Origin of the sequence: Nocardia vinacea NBRC 16497 (assembly GCF_000308835.1) — a bacterium.
Taxonomy (GTDB): domain Bacteria; phylum Actinomycetota; class Actinomycetes; order Mycobacteriales; family Mycobacteriaceae; genus Nocardia; species Nocardia vinacea.
The window spans coordinates 1-19,234 of record NZ_BAGN01000428.1; the positions used below are offsets into that span (position 1 = coordinate 1).

The 19,234-nt window shown below is 66.3% G+C and carries 19 protein-coding genes and 1 tRNA gene; 8 read left to right on the plus strand and 12 right to left on the minus strand.

What is annotated here, in order from left to right; translation table 11 throughout:
- Nucleotides 1–887 (minus strand): recombinase RecA (gene recA / locus ON44_RS45260; protein WP_040701636.1); only part of this gene is annotated, 887 nt, incomplete at its 3' end.
- Nucleotides 888–1,095: 208 nt separating this feature from the next.
- On the minus strand, nucleotides 1,096–2,118 hold the full coding sequence (locus ON44_RS45265) for an Lrp/AsnC family transcriptional regulator (RefSeq protein WP_040701637.1): 1,023 nt from the start codon (nucleotides 2,116–2,118) through the stop codon (nucleotides 1,096–1,098).
- Between the two features lie 97 nt (nucleotides 2,119–2,215).
- Between ON44_RS45265 and ON44_RS45270 the strand changes: the two genes are divergently transcribed.
- Nucleotides 2,216–3,622, plus strand: coding sequence for an MFS transporter (locus ON44_RS45270; RefSeq protein WP_245567576.1), 1,407 nt, complete (start codon nucleotides 2,216–2,218; stop codon nucleotides 3,620–3,622).
- A gap of 105 nt (nucleotides 3,623–3,727) precedes the next feature.
- Here the strand turns inward: ON44_RS45270 and ON44_RS45275 are convergent, their stop codons facing one another.
- From ON44_RS45275 to ON44_RS45285, 3 genes are read right to left on the minus strand one after another with little or no spacing between them, the layout of a single operon-like run.
- Complete coding sequence (locus ON44_RS45275; RefSeq protein ID WP_040701638.1) at nucleotides 3,728–4,177, minus strand: nuclear transport factor 2 family protein; 450 nt, start codon at nucleotides 4,175–4,177, stop codon at nucleotides 3,728–3,730.
- Nucleotides 4,178–4,203: 26 nt separating this feature from the next.
- A complete protein-coding gene (locus tag ON44_RS45280; protein ID WP_040701639.1) occupies nucleotides 4,204–5,091 on the minus strand; it encodes a pyridoxamine 5'-phosphate oxidase family protein in 888 nt (295 codons plus the stop codon).
- Nucleotides 5,092–5,115: 24 nt separating this feature from the next.
- Nucleotides 5,116–5,580, minus strand: a complete 465-nt coding sequence (locus ON44_RS45285) for a VOC family protein (RefSeq protein WP_040701640.1) — start codon at nucleotides 5,578–5,580, stop codon at nucleotides 5,116–5,118.
- Nucleotides 5,581–5,734: 154 nt separating this feature from the next.
- On the opposite strand from ON44_RS45285, the gene ON44_RS45290 reads away from it, so the two are divergent.
- Nucleotides 5,735–6,250, plus strand: a complete 516-nt coding sequence (locus tag ON44_RS45290) for a CGNR zinc finger domain-containing protein (RefSeq protein WP_040701641.1) — start codon at nucleotides 5,735–5,737, stop codon at nucleotides 6,248–6,250.
- A gap of 2 nt (nucleotides 6,251–6,252) precedes the next feature.
- Here ON44_RS45290 and ON44_RS45295 read toward each other — a convergent pair whose 3' ends face one another.
- The 3 genes from ON44_RS45295 to ON44_RS45305 form a co-directional block, all read right to left on the minus strand.
- A complete protein-coding gene (locus tag ON44_RS45295; RefSeq protein WP_245567577.1) occupies nucleotides 6,253–7,449 on the minus strand; it encodes a phosphotransferase in 1,197 nt (398 codons plus the stop codon).
- The gene (locus ON44_RS45300; protein ID WP_040701695.1) at nucleotides 7,446–7,640 is read right to left on the minus strand and encodes a DUF3046 domain-containing protein; all 195 of its coding nucleotides are present in this window, start codon (nucleotides 7,638–7,640) and stop codon (nucleotides 7,446–7,448) included. Before ON44_RS45300 ends, ON44_RS45295 begins: the two co-directional genes overlap by 4 nt.
- A gap of 122 nt (nucleotides 7,641–7,762) precedes the next feature.
- A complete protein-coding gene (locus tag ON44_RS45305) occupies nucleotides 7,763–8,923 on the minus strand; it encodes a glycosyltransferase (protein WP_174415273.1) in 1,161 nt (386 codons plus the stop codon).
- 217 nt (nucleotides 8,924–9,140) lie between these two features.
- Between ON44_RS45305 and ON44_RS45310 the strand changes: the two genes are divergently transcribed.
- Nucleotides 9,141–9,225, plus strand: a tRNA-Leu gene (locus ON44_RS45310).
- A gap of 603 nt (nucleotides 9,226–9,828) precedes the next feature.
- Here ON44_RS45310 and ON44_RS45320 read toward each other — a convergent pair.
- Together ON44_RS45320 and ON44_RS45325 are read right to left on the minus strand one after the other, a co-directional pair.
- A complete protein-coding gene (locus ON44_RS45320; RefSeq protein ID WP_083898589.1) occupies nucleotides 9,829–11,076 on the minus strand; it encodes an MFS transporter in 1,248 nt (415 codons plus the stop codon).
- 163 nt (nucleotides 11,077–11,239) lie between these two features.
- Nucleotides 11,240–12,358 carry an XdhC family protein gene (locus tag ON44_RS45325; RefSeq protein WP_051183416.1) on the minus strand — a complete coding sequence of 373 codons (1,119 nt, stop codon included), beginning with the start codon at nucleotides 12,356–12,358 and terminating at the stop codon, nucleotides 11,240–11,242.
- Here ON44_RS45325 and ON44_RS45330 point away from each other — a divergent pair.
- Nucleotides 12,330–12,863: a FadR/GntR family transcriptional regulator gene (locus tag ON44_RS45330; protein ID WP_051183417.1), complete on the plus strand. Its 534-nt coding sequence runs from the start codon at nucleotides 12,330–12,332 to the stop codon at nucleotides 12,861–12,863. The two genes, ON44_RS45325 and ON44_RS45330, sit on opposite strands and share 29 nt — an antisense overlap.
- 59 nt (nucleotides 12,864–12,922) lie before the next feature.
- Here ON44_RS45330 and ON44_RS45335 read toward each other — a convergent pair whose 3' ends face one another.
- Nucleotides 12,923–13,846: a LysR family transcriptional regulator gene (locus ON44_RS45335; protein WP_040701643.1), complete on the minus strand. Its 924-nt coding sequence runs from the start codon at nucleotides 13,844–13,846 to the stop codon at nucleotides 12,923–12,925.
- 114 nt (nucleotides 13,847–13,960) lie between these two features.
- Nucleotides 13,961–14,902 (minus strand): fumarylacetoacetate hydrolase family protein, encoded by a 942-nt coding sequence (locus ON44_RS45340; protein WP_040701644.1) that lies wholly within the window; start codon nucleotides 14,900–14,902, stop codon nucleotides 13,961–13,963.
- A 316-nt stretch (nucleotides 14,903–15,218) separates the two neighbouring features.
- On the opposite strand from ON44_RS45340, the gene ON44_RS45345 reads away from it, so the two are divergent.
- Genes ON44_RS45345 through ON44_RS45360 form a run of 4 tightly spaced genes read left to right on the plus strand, consistent with a single transcriptional unit; the run spans nucleotide 15,219 to nucleotide 19,195 of the window.
- A complete protein-coding gene (locus tag ON44_RS45345; RefSeq protein ID WP_040701645.1) occupies nucleotides 15,219–16,205 on the plus strand; it encodes a cyclase family protein in 987 nt (328 codons plus the stop codon).
- 51 nt (nucleotides 16,206–16,256) lie between these two features.
- The gene (locus ON44_RS45350) at nucleotides 16,257–17,387 is read left to right on the plus strand and encodes an FAD-dependent monooxygenase (protein WP_040701646.1); all 1,131 of its coding nucleotides are present in this window, start codon (nucleotides 16,257–16,259) and stop codon (nucleotides 17,385–17,387) included.
- Between the two features lie 26 nt (nucleotides 17,388–17,413).
- Complete coding sequence (locus ON44_RS45355; RefSeq protein WP_040701703.1) at nucleotides 17,414–18,382, plus strand: VOC family protein; 969 nt, start codon at nucleotides 17,414–17,416, stop codon at nucleotides 18,380–18,382.
- A gap of 6 nt (nucleotides 18,383–18,388) precedes the next feature.
- Nucleotides 18,389–19,195 carry an SDR family NAD(P)-dependent oxidoreductase gene (locus ON44_RS45360; RefSeq protein ID WP_040701647.1) on the plus strand — a complete coding sequence of 269 codons (807 nt, stop codon included), beginning with the start codon at nucleotides 18,389–18,391 and terminating at the stop codon, nucleotides 19,193–19,195.
- Nucleotides 19,196–19,234 lie beyond the last annotated feature (39 nt).

Consider the following 19,234-nt stretch of genomic DNA (forward strand, 5'->3'; position numbering starts at 1 on the left):
TCGTAGGTGTACCAGGAGCCGGACTTGCGGATGAAGCCATGCTCGACACCCATATCGATGAGCGAGCCCTCCTTGGAAATGCCCTGGCCGTAGAGGATGTCGAATTCGGCCTGCTTGAACGGCGGCGAGACCTTGTTCTTCACGACCTTCACGCGGGTGCGGTTGCCGACCGCATCGCTACCGTCCTTGAGCGTCTCGATGCGGCGCACATCCAGGCGCACCGAGGCGTAGAACTTCAGCGCCTTACCACCGGTCGTGGTCTCGGGCGAACCGAACATCACACCGATCTTCTCGCGCAGCTGATTGATGAAGATGGCGGTGGTGCCGGAGTTGTTCAGCGCACCGGTCATCTTGCGCAGCGCCTGGCTCATCAGGCGCGCCTGCAGACCGACGTGGCTGTCACCCATCTCGCCCTCGATTTCGGCGCGCGGTACCAGCGCGGCCACCGAGTCGATGACGATGATGTCGATCGCGCCCGAACGCACCAGCATGTCGGCGATTTCCAGCGCCTGCTCACCGGTGTCGGGCTGGGAGACGAGCAGTGCGTCGGTGTCGACACCCAGCTTGCGGGCGTAATCGGGATCGAGCGCGTGCTCGGCGTCGATGAAGGCGGCGACACCGCCCGCGGCCTGGGCATTGGCCACCGCATGCAGTGCGACGGTCGTCTTACCCGAGGACTCCGGACCGTAGACCTCGACGATGCGGCCGCGCGGCAGACCGCCGATGCCGAGCGCCACGTCCAGGGCGATGGATCCGGTCGGGATCACCGAGATGGGCTGGCGGGCCTCCTCGCCGAGACGCATGACCGCGCCCTTGCCGAAGCTCTTCTCGACCTGAGCCAGCGCCAGCTCGAGCGCCTTATCACGGTCGTACGCCTGTGGTGCCATATCCTGATCCCCTTCTCGACGGGTAAGTCTCGTTCTTGGTTGGCGCCCACATTAGAGGGCGGCACCGACAAGTTCTGGCGACCAGCCTAGACGAACAGATGTTCGAGTCAAGCGACGCGCCCGACAACACGCGCCGCGAACTTCCCGAACACGGCAACCGCCGCGCTACGGCTGCTCGCAGCCCCTTTCCGCGCGCCGAAGACCCCCATCACCGCCCCAGCGAAATGCGATCACTGTCCAGCAACGTCTGCGCCTGCTTGTACACCCGCAACGCGGGCGTCACCTCCACATCCGTGATCCCGTCGAGCGCACCCAGCCGCTGCGTGACGTACCGGTAGAGGTGTGCGGTATCGCGGCACATCAACGACGCCATCAGATTGGTCGGCCCCGTGGTCGCGGCGATGAAAACGATCTCCGGATGGGTCGCCATCGCGGTGCCCACGGCCTCGAGATCCGCCGGTCGCGTGCGCAGCCACAGCGCCGCCCGCACGGCATATCCCATCCGTTCGATCGCGAAATCGAGATCGAAGTACAGCACCCGGGATTCGACTAATTCGGCCATGCGACGCGCCACTTTCGTCGCGGTCCAACCGATTTCGGCGGCGATCTGCGCGTACGGCGCGCGACCGTCGCGACCGAGCAGTGCCAGCATCGCCTCGTCCTGCGCCGAAAGTTCCACCGGCGCTTCCGGTCCCGTATCGGCCCGCCACAGCGGCCGCGGGCCGAGTTCGCGCAGTTGCGCTGCGGTGAACAGGTGCCCGAAATGCGGCCATTCCTCGTCGAGCGGGAAGCGGTGGATCACCTCGTGGGCGGTCAGTCCGATCACCTGACTGGCCTGGGGCAACGTCTGCATCAACAACTTGTCGCGCCGCTCGACCGAGCGCGGCCTGCTCACGCACGTCACCTCGGATCCGGTGGACAGCAGGGTGACCCAGCTCAGATCCGGAAAGCGGGCCAGCGATTCGGCCAGCCGCGCCGCCTTGTCCGGAGTGGATCGGAGCCGGATCACCCAGCGCGCATGCCCGAGCGGCACCGCGTTGACCTGTCCCGCCACATGCAGGATGCCGCGCTGCCGCAGCGATCGGTAGCGCCGCGCCACCGTCTGCTCCGAAACCCCGAGGATCGCGCCGAGCTTGGTGAACGGGATGCGCGCATCGGTCACCAGCGCGTGCAGGATCTGCTTCTCGAGGACATCGAGTACGGAGGAATCCGCGCCGTCTTCGGATTGCATAGGAGGAATCTAACGCATATGGCCACGTGACTATGTGGATATCAACGCCTGCCGCACCCTGAGTGTCGATATCGTTCGAATCGCCTCGGAGGCTCCCGTGAGAAAATGGCTGCCCTTGTTCGCCGCGTGCCTGGGCACGCTGATGCTGCTCATCGACGTCACCATCGTCAATGTCGCGCTTCCCGACATCGCCGCCGATCTCGGCACCGGTCTGTCCGGACTGCAGTGGGTGATGGACGGATACGCGCTCGCACTGGCCGCGCTGCTGCTGGTGCTCGGTTCGCTGGCCGATCGGGTCGGCGCGAAGCGCGCCTATCTCGCCGGACTAGTCGTTTTCGCGATCGCATCGCTGATCTGCGGGATCGCCGACACCTCGGCGAGTCTCATTGCGGCGCGCGCACTTCAGGGCATCGGCGGGGCCGCGATGTTCGCGACCACACTGTCGCTGCTGCACTCCACCTACACCGGCCGTGATCGGGGTGTCGCCTTCGGCGTCTGGGGTGCGGTGTCGGGTGCGGCCGCCGGAATCGGTGTGGTGCTCGGCGGTGTGCTCACCGAGGCACTGTCGTGGCGGTGGATCTTCTTCGTCAATCTGCCGATCGCGGTACTGGCGATCGTGTTGACCGCCATCGTGTTCCAGCCGTCGCCGCGGCGGGCGGATCGGGCCATCGATGTGCCGGGCATGCTCGCGTTCGCGACCGCCGCGACGGCGGTCACCTACGGCGTCATCCGCGGCGGCGAACACGGCTGGTCCGATGGCCCTACGCTGCTCGCCCTGACGCTCGGTGTGGTCGCGCTGCTGGCCTTCGTATTCGTCGAATCCCGCAGTGCGGCCGCGATGTTCCCGCTGGCACTGCTCGGCAATCGCAACTTCGGGGCGACCCTTGTCTCCGCGTCCGGCCAGACGTTCGCTGCCTTCGCCGCCACACCCCTGATTTCGCTCTGGCTGCAGCAGCAGTTGCATATGTCACCCATGCACGCCGGACTGGCCATGCTGCCGATGGCGGCGACAGCGTTCGTGGTCGCCGGGGCATTCGGCAAACTGCTGCACGACGTTTCGCCGAAGTGGACGATCGGAGCGGGTCTGGTGCTGGTCGGCATCGGCACCGGACTGCTCACTATCATCGATATCGAATCATCCTGGGCCGCACTGGTTCCTGGATTCGTGGTGATCGGCGCCGGGATCGGCGTCAACGCACCTGCGCTGGTCGCGGTGGGGATGGCGGCGGTGCCGCCGCAGCAGGGCGGGATCGCCGCGGGCGCGGTGAATACCGCACGACAGCTCGGCCTCGCTCTCGGAGTCGCGGTGCTGGGCACCGTATTCCGCGAAGTCGCCGACGACAGTCACCCGATGACCTTGTCGCGGTTCGTGGATGGGTTGGATGCGGCATTCGGTGTCGCGGCGGGAGTCGGGATCGTATTCGGGGTGATCGCATTCGGGCTGTTCCACCGTCAGCGACAGGCTGCCGATGCCGCGGTTCAGCCGGAGACCGTCGCCGCCTGAGCCCCACCGGCGCGACCATCAGGCATGGCCGGGCACCCCGTATACCAACCGGACACCCGGTACACGCGGTGCCCGGCCGGGCAACGGGTGCCCGGTACCTGCCGGTTACTGCTGCGGCAGAACGGATTCGTCGCCTTCCGGGCGCGGGCCGGGGATGCGACGCTCGGATTCGTCGATGCGGACGTCGTTGATGCTGGCCTCGCGCCGCGACATCAGGCCTTCCGGGGTGAACTCCCACTGCTCGTTGCCGTAACTGCGCCACCACTGGCCGGATTCGTCATGCCATTCGTACTGGAAGCGGACCGCGATGCGGTTGCCTTCGTATGCCCAGAGATCCTTGCGCAGTGCGTAACCGTTTTCGATGGACCACTTTCGGGTGAGAAAATCGACGATGGCGGCGCGGCCGGTGAAGAACTCGTCACGATTGCGCCACACCGAATCCTCGGTGTATGCGGCGGCGACGCGCTCGGGATCCCTGGTGTTCCAGGCATTCTCGGCGGCGCGCACCTTGGCCTTGGCGGATTCCAGGTCGAATGGTGGCAGCGGAGGTCGCATTGCAATTCTCTTCTCGGGGATCGGGGTCAGGGGTTGACCGGGGAAAGTTCGGCGGGACCCCAGCGGAGCGGGCCCGCGCCGTGGATTTCGATCACTTCCGTAATGGTGAAGTCGATCGAGCACTGAGCTCCGGCGGTGAAGGTTTCCGGCGCCCAGGACAATTCGGCGATTCCGGTGAGTTGGAGTGTTCCGCCGGTGGTCCACTCCGGGATCAGGATGCCGCAGCGTGGGTTCACCGCTATGTTCCCGAGTGTCATGAACATCGAATTGCCCTGGTAGTCCGGCCATCGCAGTCGAGTCGGCGAAAGCACCTGTAGGAAGCCGGGATTCCCGCCACGGTGGGAGGCGTCGGCATTGCCGTCGGCATCCGCAGTGGCGACGAAGAAGGTGTCCGCCACGGTGATCAGTGCACGCTGCCGCGCATCGAGTTCCGTGCCATGCAGGGGCGCTGGTAGGGCGATATCGGGGCGATACGATTCGATCTGCCTGCGCGAGATGTACTTCGGGCAGTTCGAATACACCTGCTCGACGGTAATCCGTAGTCCCGCCTCCGTCGCAGCCGCGAATCCGTTGACGCGCATTCGCCTGCGCCGCTCAGGCTGCAGCGCGATCATGCCGATCCGGGCAGGGCTGGTCAGTGCTTCGTGTAGCGGATCTCCCGCTGCCGGAAATGCATCAATTGCGATCGTCTCGGCATCGACGACGTGCACGAATCCCGGCGACCCGACCACCGCGCCTGCCCACATCCGTCCGTCGAGGTCCGCAGCCGCGATCACGACCATCGGCTGCTCCGCCAGGAAACCCGCCGCGATATCCGGGATGTCGGTACGAATCATCCGTCCCACCCGGTCGGCGATATGCGCCTGGCCCATTCGCTGCTGCACGGCAGCCTCGCCCGCATGAAAATGAGACATCACAGTGTTCAACAGCGTCCGGGCTCAGAAGAATCCACACGTCGGGGCGGCACCGCTGGGCGCGGGAGCGGATTCGGCGCCCGTGGGTGCGTAGATCTCGAGGCGGATACCGTCGGGGTCGACGAAGAAGATGCCACCCGAGGCGACACCCTCGCCGTGCGCCACCAGCCCGTCGTGGGCGAAGCTCACCGAGAGTTCGCGCAGCAGCGCCTCGATCGAACGCACGTGTTCGATGGTGTCGACCTGGAACGAAAGATGGTGCAGACCAGGGGTTTCGGTGGAGAACGCGCCGCCGGACTGCTGCCAGAGGGTCAGCACGAGCTTGCCGTTTGCGCCGAGGAAGGCCCACCGCTTTTCGTCGTCGTCGGCGCTGGCCGCGAGCTGCTCGAAACCGAATGCGCGGCGATAGAAGTCCACCGATCGGTCCAGGTCGGAGACGTTCAGGCCGATGTGTCCGGTGGCCAGTTGGGGCGCGATGGCTGTGGTCATCGTGATCCTCCTCGGAATTTGTAACCGTTCTAAGCAGCTGTACCAGTTAGAACATAGCTAGAAGCCAGAAGAACTTCAACCTCTAAAATTGATTTAACTGGTTAGAACGGCGGTGGTTGCCTTGGCAACGAACGGAAGATCGTTACCCTCAGGTATGCCCGATCCACGCCCCCACCTCGGTGAACCGCTGGCACTCGACCTGCTGAACACCCGGTGGATCCAGGACGGACCGCAGGATCTGCTCACCGACGTCGCAGGCCTGGGCATATGGCTGACCTCGGCCGGACTCGACCATCGCGCGAATGCCGACGAGCGGACCCTGCAGGCGGTACTCGCCGCGCGCACCGCCATCTACGACACCGTGAAACACACCTCACACACCGCGCTCAACGAGGTCCTCGACCACGGCAGGATCCGACGCATGCTGACCGACACCGGCCCCGCCGAAATCGTCGACGTACCCGAAACCACTTGGCTCCCCGGCTGGCTCGCCGCCGACAACCTGCTGCGGCTACTGGCCGAGGCGCCGGACCGGATCCGCCAGTGCGCCCATCCGGACTGCGTCCTGTTCTTCTACGACACCTCGAAAAACGGCACCCGCCGATGGCATTCGATGGCGACCTGCGGCAACCGCACCAAGGCCGCACGCCACTACGCGAAAAAGGCCTGAGCTCAGAAGAGCTCGTCGAGCAGTCGGTAGTAGTCCAGTCGCCGCCGGTCCGGCTCGGCGAGCCCATAGGCGGCGTAGAACGCGCTCAATTCGTCGGAACCGAAGTCCTCGCGCAGGTCGCGCTCGACCAGGGCCAGGTCGCGGTACCGATCCGCAACACCCAAACCGCCGACATCGATCAGCACACCGCCGCCCAGCACATTGGACGGGGTGAAATCACCATGCGCGACAACGAGATCCTCGTCCGGCGGACGTTCGGCGAGCAGTCGTTGGTGGATCTGTTCCGGCGTCTGCCCTCGATTGTCGTCGTCGAAGTCGTCGACATCGACCAAACCCTCGAGCACGCGGCGCCGCGCCTGGGTCAGCATCACATCCAACCTGCCGTCGAACGGGCACTCGGTAACGGGAATGTCGTGCAGAAACCGCAGCAGCGCGCCCATGACCGCGCCCACCGATTCGGTGGGTTCAGCAGCCAGACTCGGCAGACCCGCGTCGGCGAGAACCAGCACATCCTCTTCGAACACAGCAACGTCGGGTACCTGAATCCCTTTGTCCCGCAACCAATTCAGCCGCGCATACTCGGCCACGGCCCTCGGTCCCCGCTTCACCCAATACGCGCCGTCGACGTGCGCGACACCGCCGCTCATTCCCTCGTGTTCCTCCGACCACGCGGGGTCCGCACCCAGCACCGCGGCAACCTTCGGCGGCAAGGTCGTCGGCAGGTCATCGAGCAGGTCGAGGGTGGAGCGGGTGGCTTCGATCAGCTCGGCATCCCCCTCGACGACGCGCAGTTTCAACGCCTCGGTGAGCCGCGCCCTGGCCTCGGGGAGTCTGCCCTGTTCGGCAAGGGCCTTGCCCAGGTGCTGCAGCGCGAAGGAGAGCACCTCGGAGTCGCCGGCTCGGTCCACAGCTCGGCGATACAGCGCTTCGGCGGTGACTGTGTCACCCCAATAGCGGTAGACATCACCGAGGTTGATCCAGACCGACATCCGGCGATAGTCACTATCGGCGAGTTCGAGGGCGCGATCGAGGTGATCGAGGGCCTCGGCGTAGCGCCCGAGCAGCATCAGCTCGATACCGATCTTGCGGAATTCGGCGAAGTCGACGGGCCGCGCGGTCGCAACGCGAGCGGCCAGCTGCGCATGATCGATGGGGATCATGCGCAGCCGCTCGTCGAAGCGGTATCCGTGATCGCTCACCAGCGTGCTCTCGGTACGTCGAAGTCGGCGCAGAGCGCGCGCCACACGTCACGCGGGTCGATGCCCGCCTCGATGGCGGTGGCGCCCGTCCGCCCGCCCAATGCCGGGATGGTGTGGTCCCTGAGCAGCGCATCGCCGCGGGACACACCGAACTCGGTGTGCAACAGCTCCTGGAACTCGGTCAACCGCACCGTATTCAAGATACTCGCGCCGCTGGGGGCCTTCACTCGGGCCGCTCGATTGACGTCAGCGCCCATTTCCTGCGCGAATTCCGCGGAATCAGCTCGGGAATGGGCGAACAGGCCAAACCCCGCTAGTGGGTCCGCACGCTGAGAACGTCGTGGCAGATACGGATCGGGTCGGTGACTTGCCCGATACCTACGGCCGCTCGTTGCGCCGCGGCCGTGTAGTCGGGGGTGTTGAGCAGATCGAGGACCGCGGTACGCACCGCATCGGCAGTCAACGGGCGGACCAGGATCGAACTGCCTTGGCGGGCAGCGCGATTGGCGAGCTCCCATTGGTCGCCGCCGCCGGGGACCGTCACGATAGGCACACCCGCGAGCAGGGTTTTCGCGAGCAGACCGTGGCCGCCGCCGCCTACCACGACCGACGCGTGGGTGAGCAGTTCGTCCTGACGGCCGAGTCCGGCCGTTGCCCATGGCGGCAGGTCGGTGGGCGGGGTGTCGAGCATGGAAATGGCCACCCGGACGCCCGCTCCGTCCAATGCGGCGAGCACGGTTTCGACCATGCCCGCGACCCCTGTATGCGCGGTCGATGGTGCGACCATGACCAGCGGCTCATCGCCGAGCGGTGGCTCGAGGATTTCCGGAGTCGGCTCCCACAGCAGCGGGCCGACGACGTGGGTGTGCTCGGGCCAGTCGGGGCGCGGCACCTCGAGGGCGGGCAGGGTGGCGATCAGGCGGGCCGCCGGGCCCGGATCGGTGCCGGGCAATCCGACGCTTTCACGGGCCTGCTCGCGCTGACGCAGACCGTTACGAACGGCACGGGCGGTCATGGTGCGCAACACGCCGTCACGCAGGCGGCCGCGCACCCCCTCCCCCGGCGCGAGGCCACTTCCGATGGGCGGCAACGCTTTCGACGGTAGATACAGCGGATGCGGCGACAGCTCGACCCACGGCACCCCGAGTCGCTCGGCAGCCATCCCGCCGCCCGCGGTCAGCACATCCGACACCACGAGCTCCGGCAGCATCGCGCTCAGATCGGGCAGGATTTCGGTCGAGATATGCGCCGCACGCTCATGAATGCGCTGACCGGCATCATTGTCGTCGTCGACCGTGCGCGGCGCGAGCCCCTTGAGTCTGCGCACCGCGATGTCCGCCTGCTTGGCGGCGTCGAACCAACGCGGTCCGGTGAACAGCACCGGATCGTCACCGGCGGCCAGGAAGCGTTCGCACAGCGCCAGCGCCGGAAACGCATGGCCGGGATCCGGCCCGGCGACAACGGCAACACGCATGCGGCCAGCCTGCCACATCGATCTCGGAACCCGGTGCCGCGCGGACCGGGTTCGGGCGAGCCCCTCCGCCGCGCCGACGACGCGGGCAAGGTGGTCGGCCTTCGAATCGTCTCCGTCGAGTCCTGGCGTCCAGTGATCGAACGAGTCGCCGGCACCCACTGACCCAACCGATTTCAACACTTCCCCACCCATCCGTTACCCTTGCTCAGCAACACCGGTCCGGGTGGCGGAATGGCAGACGCGCTAGCTTGAGGTGCTAGTGCCCTTTATCGGGCGTGGGGGTTCAAGTCCCCCTCCGGACACAACCAGTACGCTACGTCGTCCGCTCTACCTGCGGTTATGCAGGAAGGGTCGGTGATGGCATTGAGCCGCATTAGTGCAGAACCACAGGTAGAGGCCCTGTGGGGGTTCAATTCGGGTTCAGCTGAGAAAATCCAAAGAAGCGGGCGCGTCGACCCGGCGGATCATGGACAGTCATGTCACGGATGTCTGTCCAGCTCTGCGGATATCGGTCGAGGCCCTCCCCTGAGATGCGGCCCCACTCGCCACACCGATCATAAGGTGGCCGTATGCAGAACGTTCGCCCGGTTGGCTCCTCGGTCCAGACCGCCCAGTCGACTCCCCCACACCCATCGCATGGCAGCGCGAGTTCAATGGAACTCAAGGTTATCGTCCCGGAGGGTCCACCTGACCTCACGCCGACTGCTGTTCGCGCCCTGCTGCACCTCATCCAAGAAGTCGCGTCGAGGCCGCGATAACGCGGACGCCCGAGTGCCGAGCGGCGACACACACAGCCCGACAATGCATTCCGCGCACCCCAGCACCCACATTGCTATTGCTCGAAGGCATGGCTGCCAACGTACGAGACAACCCACTGTGGCACAACAGTGGTTTCGTCGCGCCGATCAGTCAGCGCGGGCGAATGCTCGGACAGCTTCTTCGGCGCGGCAATCGGCTGCCTCGGTGGTGGATCGCCTTGCAGCGGTAACAGTGAGCAGTGCTACTGGTATCAGTGCCGATCCGGTCAGTGCCGCGCCGAGCAAGGCTGGGCCGACCACACCGAGCGAGGTGGACAGGGTGGCTCCGGCCAGTGCCGATCCGGCGGCAGTGCCGAAGTTGAATGCGGCGGTGGCCAGCGATGACGCCAGCGTCGAGCCGCGGTCGGCAAGGCGCAGCGTCTGGGCGATCAGCACCGGGTTCGCGCCGAGCCCGGATGCGCCCAGCAGCACGATCAGCCCGACCACGATCGCTGAGTGACCGGCGGTAGCCGCGAGGGCCAGCAGGGTGGTCGAGGTGAGCAAGACCGCGGCGACGATGGTGGCAAGCGGTCGCCGGTCACCGACGCGGCCACCGAGCGCGGTTCCGGCCAAGGCGCCGATCCCGAAGCCTGCCAGTGCCATTGGAACCATCGGCACCGGGATTCCGGCGCGATCGGTGAGCAACGGGCTGATGTAGCTGTACGCCCCGAGGAACCCGGCTTGGGCAAGCACGATCGCGCCGAGCACCACCCACATCCGCCACGGCCGCACTTTCGAAAGCTCCGCGCGGATCGACACCTGCGCGCAGGTTTTCGGGGTTACGGGCACTAGCCACCAGACGGCTCCGATAGGCACGAGTGCCAGCACGGCAAGCATCCAGAACGGGCCTCGCCAGCCGACGAGGTGGCCGGCGAAAGTCCCCAACGGCACTCCGGCGACCACCGCCAGGCTCAGTCCGCCCGACATCACCGCCAGCGCACGCGCACTGGCTCCCGGCCCGGCGACCGTGGTGGCCACCACCGCGCCGACAGCCCAGAAGGTGCCGGTGGCCAGAGCCGTGATCACCCGAGCAGAGGCCACAACAGCGAATGAATCGCTGACCGCAGCTACGACATGCCCGGCGGCAAACACGGCAAGCGCGCCCACCAGAGTGGCTCGGGCGGGCAGCCGCAAGGTCGCGAGCGCCATCACCGGCGGTCCGATGATCATCCCTATCGCAAAGGCGGTGACCAGCAGCCCGGCCCGCGCGACATCCACTCCAAGGTCAGCGGCCGCTTCAGGCAACAGACCCGCGATCATGAACTCGGTTGTCCCCATCAGGAAAATGCCGACGCCGATCACGTACACCACTCCGGGCATCCGAGTGTTTGGCGCCCCTTCGTCTCGCAGCGGCATCGCCACTTCCTCCGTTGCTTGTCGCTTTGGGGATTCCTGGTCGACAACCATGCAACGGCACGATCGAGGAACGTGGGAGGCGGCGGTCAGAGGGGTACTGTCGGCACCCCTCAGAGCATCTGGTCATCCGAGCGAGCCGGCGCCCCAGCCTCAGTCGCCGATCTCAAGCAACAGCGCTCTCGGTGCGCGATATGTCTTGGCGGGATGTCTTGTGAATAGGTCCGGAGATCCGGCTCAGGGGTCTGCCGCTGCCGCAGTTGGCCACGGCGATGATCTCCGCGGCGATGGAGATCGCGGTTTGCTCGGGTGTGGCCGCACCGAGATCCATGCCGATCGGAGAATGCAAGCGGGCCAATTGATTCGGGGATACACCCGCCGCACGGAGGAGTTCCAGCCGGTGTTCGTGGGTGCGCCGGGAACCCATGGCGCCGACGTATCCGACGGGCAGGCGCAGGGCGGTTTCCAGCAGCGGGACATCGAATTTCGCGTCGTGAGTGAGAACGCAGACGACGGTGCGGGAGTCCACGTCGGCGCCTGCCAGGTAGCGGTGCGGCCAGTCGACGATCACATCGTCGGCATGCGGAAAGCGGGCACGGGTGGCGAAGGTGGCGCGGGCGTCGCACACGGTGACGTGATAGCCGAGGAATCGGCCGACTTCACTCAGGGCGGCGGCGAAGTCCACAGCGCCGAAGATCAGCATGCGGGGGCGGGTCGGGCGGTGGTGAACCAGGGCGGCCAGCGGGGCGCAGTCGTCGCCGGGACCGCCGATGTGCATCGGCCCGGCCCGGCCGGCCCGGAGCATGGCCACGGTGTGTGCCAGAACGGCGCGGTCCGCGTTGGGATCGCGCAGCGTGCCGCTGTGGCTGCCATCGGCGCGAACATGGAGGGTGCGGCCGAGTAATTCGTTTGGGCCATCGGCGATTTGGACGAGAGCCGCCGGAACATGGTGGTCCCAGTCAGCGATGGCAGCGGTGAGCTGCGCGAGTGCCCAGGAATCCATCCGGTGCATGAGGATGTCGATCTCGCCGCCGCAGGTAAGTCCGACGGCGAAGGCGTCGGAATCGGAGTAGCCGAATCGGGTGCGCACGGCCGGACCGCCCGTGGCGAGCAGTTCGATGCACGTCTCGTACACCGCGGCCTCCACACATCCACCGGAGACGTTTCCGACCACGTTGCCGTCGGCGTCGATAGCCAAGGATGTGCCCGACGGAAGCGGGGCGCTCCCGCTGACGCGCTCCACCGTTAGCGAAGCCGTGCGACTGCTCGCCGACCGAGGCAACATCGAGATCCGGCCCGGACGCGGCGGCGGTTTGTTCGTCGCCAATCTCAGCCCGGTCGTCCGTCTGCGGCACACCCTGCTGACCGTCCGAGAGCAGCCGACGACCGTCGCCGACGCCATCGCTGTCCGCGACGCACTCGAACTCCTCGTCGACACCGACGCCGCGCGCCACCGCGGCCCCGACGACATCGTCGCCTTGCGCACCCTGCTTTCCAAGCTCAAGCAAGCGACCTCCGACGTCGACGCGTTCATGCGCGCAAACTGGCAACTCCATGAACGCATCGCCGAGATCACCACCAACCACATGGCCCGCGCGGTCTACCTGAGCATGACAGCCTGCATCAAAGACCTATCCGCACATGCCGACCCCGAAACTCCCACCGACGACGCCGGTTACTACCAGCACCGGGTGGCCATCCACAGCGAATTGGTCGAATCCATTATCGCTGGCGACATCGAGCGCACCATCAAAGCCGTCGAACAGCACCACGGATTACTGAAGATCTAGGAGTCGCCTCGACGGCGTGAATGTGAGATCGATAAATGTGGTAATCCGTATCGGCGAAATTATATGTTGGCCGGCAACGCGAGGTCTGCGACGGCGCGGACCACGACCTCTCGGAGATAGCGGTGCTCGGGGTCTTCGTCGTGTAGCGGATGCCACCACATCGCCTCGAGCAGCGGGCCGGCCGGAAATGGGCATGGCAGTGCGCGGACCCGCAACGTCTCGGGGATGAGGTCGACGAGTAATTGCTGGTACAGCGCAACCCGGCCGGTACCGGCTACAAGGGACGGCACGGTGAGGAAGTGCTCGGTAACAACCTGCACGTGTGGTTCGATCCCGAGCATGCGCATGTGTCGCGCCGCTGGTGTGGACGCCGTCGGCGAGTAGTAGGTGGCAACCCACGGCATTGTCTCGAGTTGGCGCACCGTGAGTGCGTCGCCTACCTCGACGTTGTCCGCGGACACCAAGCACACCCACTCGTCTCGGTAGAGGTCGCGATACGACAGATTGTCGAGGAATCCCCTCGGCATGAGTACCAGGTCCGTACTGACGAGGACCTGCTCGACGATGTCGATCAGCCGCGGCGTACTGGCCGTCAGCCGTAGTCGGCAACCAGGTGCCTCGGCGGCCAATATCGCGCCGATGCGGCTGCCGAGGACGGCGACGCTGTAGTCGCTGACCAGCATCGAGAATTCACGAGTGCTCGAGGAGGGATCGAATCCGGGTTCGGCGGCGAAGATACGCTCGACCCCGCCCAGCGTGATCCGGACCTGATCCTTGAGCTGGAGCGCGAGCGGGGTCAGCCGGTACTGGTTGCCCATTCTGGCCAGCAGTTCGTCCTGGAAGTGCCGACGCAACCGGGCCAACTGCGCGGATACCGCGGGCTGGCTCAGGCCGAGCTTCGCGGCAGCGTTCGTCACGCTACGTTCCTGCAACAGGACGTCGAGGGAGACGAGTAGGTTGAGGTCCAGGCGAACCAAGTTCACTCATCGATCTTATCCAGGCAGTGAATACCGCCATCGAGCAGATCCACCTGCACGATGGACGGGTTCTCGGATCGGCAGGATGCTCGCTGTCGCCGTCGCCGATCACTGTTCGGTTCATGCCTGCCACGGGCGGATGTCGCGGGCCTTCGGGCCCGCGACGATCCGGTTGCGGGTTTCACCCAGCAGCTCCACCTCGGTACGGACCTCATCGCCCGGTTGCAGCGGCGAGTGGAAGCCCAGGCCATACCGCCCCCACAGTTCGGCGAGGCAGCCGCCCTGGCAGGTACCCGAGCCGAGCAGATCACCCGGCCGGATCCAGGTACCGCGGGAGGCGTAGGCGGCCAGCGCGCCGAAGCTCCAAGCCATGTTGTGCAGCGAATCATCACCCAGCAGTTCACCATTCACCGACACCCGCATGCGCAGATCGAAGGAGGATCCACGGCGGCGGTCGGCGAGCTCGTCGGCGGTCACGAACAGGGCGCCGAGCGCTGTGGCCGTATCCTTCCCCTTGGCCGGCCCGAGGCGCAGCCGCATCTCGTGGAACTGGATGTCACGCGCGGAGAAGTCGTTGAGGATCACATATCCCGCGATATGGTCTTCGGCCTCGTCCACCGACAGGTCGCGGCCGGCGCGTCCGACCACGGCCGCGACCTCCAGTTCAAAGTCGAACTGTACGCAACCTGGCGGCACCGGCACATCATCGTAGGGGCCGGTGATCGCGTACGGGTTGGAGAAGTAGAAGGTCGGAATCTCCCAGAACTCATGGGGCACCACGGCATTCGAGTCGGACAGCTTCACGATTCCCGCCGTGTGCTCGGGAAAGGTCGAGAAGTCACGGACCGTGGGCGGATCCAACGGCGCCAATAGCCGCGCATCGGCCTCGGCAGTGACCACTGCACGCCGCCGCAGTGCTGCCCCGCCCATGTCGACCAACAGCCCGTCCTCGGCCAACAACTGTGGCAGTTGCCGGTCGGTGGCGAGGTCGACCAGGTCACCCGCGTCGTCGTGAACGGCCACCCGAGGGCCGTTCGCGGTCATGTGCCGCGCAAATTTCACAACGTGCTCCTTTCTCGGTAACCCCGTGCCGGATTCAGGATGAGGTCCGCCGCCTGCGGGCGTCGCCGGTACGAGACGCCGTTCACTATGACGCGCCGTACATGATCTGGGAAACAAATTCTATTGATACGAGGAATCGCCTGCATTTATCTGACGTGCACGCCCGTGCATGCGGATCGGTCCGACCGGTCGACTACCCACGCCTGGCATTGAGGAATCGGCAAGTATTTATCACATGGATACCATGCATCATCAGATCCGTATTCCCTGATAGAAGGCCAGTCGGCCACAGTGATGCGTGTCTCAAGGAGGAACTTTGACCTACTTCTCTCCCGAATCCCTCGATCCGCAGGATCCGGAGGGTGCCGTCGCCGCCGCCGCGAAGCGTTGCTCCAACTGGGGGCGCTGGGGTAACGACGATGTCCTGGGTACTCTCAATTTTATCGACGACGAGCATCGGTGTGCGGGCGCGGCACTGGTCCGCCGGGGTGCGAGTTTCTCGCTGGCACAGTCGTTCGACATGAATGGCCCGCAGCGGGGCTGGCGGCGCCGGACCAATCCGGTGCACACGATGCTGGACACCGGGGTCGACGCCGAGCGCGGCAATCAGGGCTTCCCGCACGGCATCGGCGGCGCCGACGACGTAATCTTCATGCCGTTGCAGGCATCCACTCAATGGGACGGCCTGGGCCACATCTTCGACCACGGCTTCGCCTACAACGGCCGCCGCGCCGGCGACGTGGTCACCAGCGAAGGTGACGGCGTCACCGGCATCGAGACCACCGCCGGACTGATTGCCGGTCGGGGAGTGCTCCTCGACGTGGGCCGGGTCATCGGCGCCGACGGTGAGCTGTCCGACGGCTTCGCGATCACTCCCGAGCACCTGGACGCCACCATCGCCGCGCAGGGCGACACCGCCCACCTCGGCCGCGGTGACCTCGTGCTGGTGCGCACCGGGCAGTTGTCCCGGGCCCGGCGGGAGGGGTGGGGCGAGTACGCCGGTGGCGCCGCCCCCGGTCTGTCGTTCACCACGGCGGATTGGCTACACGGCACAGAAATCGCCGGAATTGCCACCGACACTTGGGGTTTCGAGGTTCGGCCGACCGAGTTCGAGAACGCATTCCAACCGCTGCACCAGGTCGCGATCCCGCACATCGGCCTTTTCATCGGCGAGATGTGGGACCTCGACGCACTGGCCGACGATTGCGCCGCCGACGGCGTGTTCGAGTTCTGGCTCACCGCAACGCCGCTGCCGGTCACCGGCGCGGTCGGCGCTCCGGTGGCGCCCATCGCCGTCAAGTAACTCGCCGGTTTCCACCTTCCCTACCTCTTTTCCAGGACGAAGGAGTCCCTTGTGACAGCAGTCGACAAGGTCCTCGTGGTCGGCTCCGGCTTGGCCGGCACCGCCACGGCAATCGCGCTCGCGACCGGTGGGGTCGAGGTCGAGCTGATCGAGGCGAAAGCCGGCGTGGCTGCGGTCGGATCCGGAATCACGTTGCAGGGCAACGCACTGCGCGAACTCCGCCGCCTCGGCGTCTGGCCCGAGGTATCCGCGCACGGCTACGCCTTCGACAGTCTCGGACTGCGCGCACCCGACCCGACAGGCACCCTGCTGATGGAGATGCCGGACGCCCGGATGGGCGGCCCGAACCTCCCCGCCACCTTCGGCATGCCACGCCCCGCGCTTGCCCGCATCCTGCACGCGCAGGCTGCCGCCGTCGGCGTCACGATCCGATTCGGCTGTACCGCAACAATACTCACGCAGGACGACGATGGTGTCGACGTCGTCTTCGTCGACGGCACCGCCGGACGATTCGATCTGGTAGTCGGCGCGGACGGCGTCCGCTCGGCGACCCGGAGCCTGGTGGGCATCGACCTCGAGCCCCGCGAGACCGGAATGGGTATTTGGCGGGTCTTCGGGCCTCGCCCGGCATCGGTGACCCGGACCGATCTCTATTACGGTGGCCCGAGCTACATCGCCGGGTACAGCCCCACTGGGGAGAACTCGCTCTACGCCTACATCGTCGAACGCGCCCGGGACCGCAGCGACAAGGACCCTGAGCAGCGCCTGAAGATCATGCGCGAACTGTCGGCCCCCTATCACGGCCCGTGGGACGACATCCGGGAGACTCTGGTCGATCCGAGCACGGTGCACTACACCCGCTTCGAAACTCATGTGCTGCCCCCGCCATGGCATCGCGGCCGCGTGGTGCTGATCGGCGACGCCGCCCACACCTGTCCGCCCACCCTCGCCCAGGGCGGCGCACAAGCACTCGAAGATGCCGCCGTGCTCAGCGAATTGCTGCTGGCGGCAACAAATCTCGACAATCGGCTGTGGTCGGCGTTGACCGCCCGCCGCTATCTACGGGCCAAGGCAGTGGTGGACGCCTCCAACCAGCTCGGCAGCTGGCTACTCGCCCACGAACGCGGCGATGTGCCCGGCCTGATGGACGGCGTAGCCCGGCTGTGCACCATACCCGCCTGATCTCCCCGTGCGATAAGGAATTCACCATGGCTGAACTCGCCACCCCGACCCCGTTCACCACCGAGCGGCTCATCACCCATCTGCGGCACGTCGATCTCGCCGTACCCGACCTCGCCCGCCAACTCGACTTCTTCACGGGCACCTGGGGACTGGTCACCGAGCACACCGACACCGGGATCGCCTTCCTAGCCGCTGCCGGCTCACCCGAACAGTACGTGGTGAGGGTGCGGCAATCCGCCGACAAACGCATCGACCTGATTTCCTTCGGCGCCGCCACACCCGCCGATGTGGACGCCCTCGCGACCCGGCTGGCAACCGACGGTGTCCAGCTGATCAGCGCACCGGGCACGCTTGCCACCCCCGGCGCCGGCTACGGGTTCCGGTTCTTCGACAACGAGGGCCGCACCCTCGAGATCAGCGCCGACGTGGCCCCCCGTGCGCACCGTAAAATCGAAGCGGGCGAGGCGATTCCGGTGCGGCTGTCGCATGTCGTCATCAATTCGCCCAAGCCGGAGGAGACCCGAGCCTTCTACGAACGGCACCTGGGCTTCCAGCTTTCCGACATCCTCATGCATCCGCGCATGGGCGAGATGATGTACTTCCTGCGCATCAACGCCTGGCACCACAGCCTCGCCATCGCGCGCGGCCCGCACCCCTCGCTGCACCATGCCTCCTTCGAGATGCGGGGCATCGACGAATACCTGCGCGGCACCGGCCGCGCGCTGCGGGCCGGCGTGGAGAAGGTCTGGGGACCAGGTCGGCACTTGGCCGGGAACAACACCTTCAGCTATTTCCTCGACCCGCACGGCAACACCGTCGAGTACACCACCGAACTCGAACTGATCGACGAGGACACCTGGCATCCCCACCTGCACGACTTCTCCGCGCCGGAGGTCACCGACCAGTGGGGCACCGCGAACGAGATGAACGAATTCGTCGCCCGCAAGTCGTTCAACGACCCCGACAAGGGCCTGTTCATCGCCCCGCCGGTGTAAGTCGTTATGGCACAGTCACTTTCGGGAACATCACCGGGGCTCGCCGGGAAGGTGGTGCTGGTCACCGGTGCCGGTCGCGGCATGGGGGCGGCCGAGGCCCGGCTGTTGCATGACAACGGGGCCGTGGTCGTCGCTCTCGACCGCACCTCGGAACCGGCCGAGCCCCTCGATGGCATCGAGTACCGACAACTGGACGTCGCCGACGAGACCGGCTGGGCCACGCTGGCCGTCGAACTTGCCGACCGCCACGACCGGGTGGACGGCCTCGTCGCCAATGCCGGTATCACCTGGCGAGCCCGGCTGACCGAACTGCGACCCGCGGATCTGGATCGGGTGCACGCGGTGAACGTACGTGGCACGCTGCTGGCGATCCAGGCCGTCACGCCACTCATGCGAGCGACGGCTCCGCCCGGCCGGGCGCACGGTGCCGGTGGATCGGTCGTGGTGGTCGGTTCGGCCGCCGCGCTGACCGGTCACTTCCCGCTCGCCTACACCGCCAGCAAGTGGGCGCTGCGAGGCCTGGCCAAGGCAGCCTGCCTGGAACTGGGACCATACGGCATCCGCGTCAACACCGTGCATCCTGGCTATATCGACACTGCCATGACGCAGTCGGCCGACCCGGCCTTCCGGGCCGCCAACATCGCCGAGACGCCGTTGGGCCGCGGCGGCACCGCGGCCGAGGTGGCGCCTCTGGTCGCGTTTCTGCTAAGCGACGCCGCGTCGTTCATCTCGGGTGCTGAAATCCCCATCGACGGCGGAATGACCGCGCACGGCGGTGTCAAATCCGTTAGCGATGCGCTGCGTGGATCGTGAGACCCAATCCCCGCACTCCTCCCCACCGAAGGAAATGTT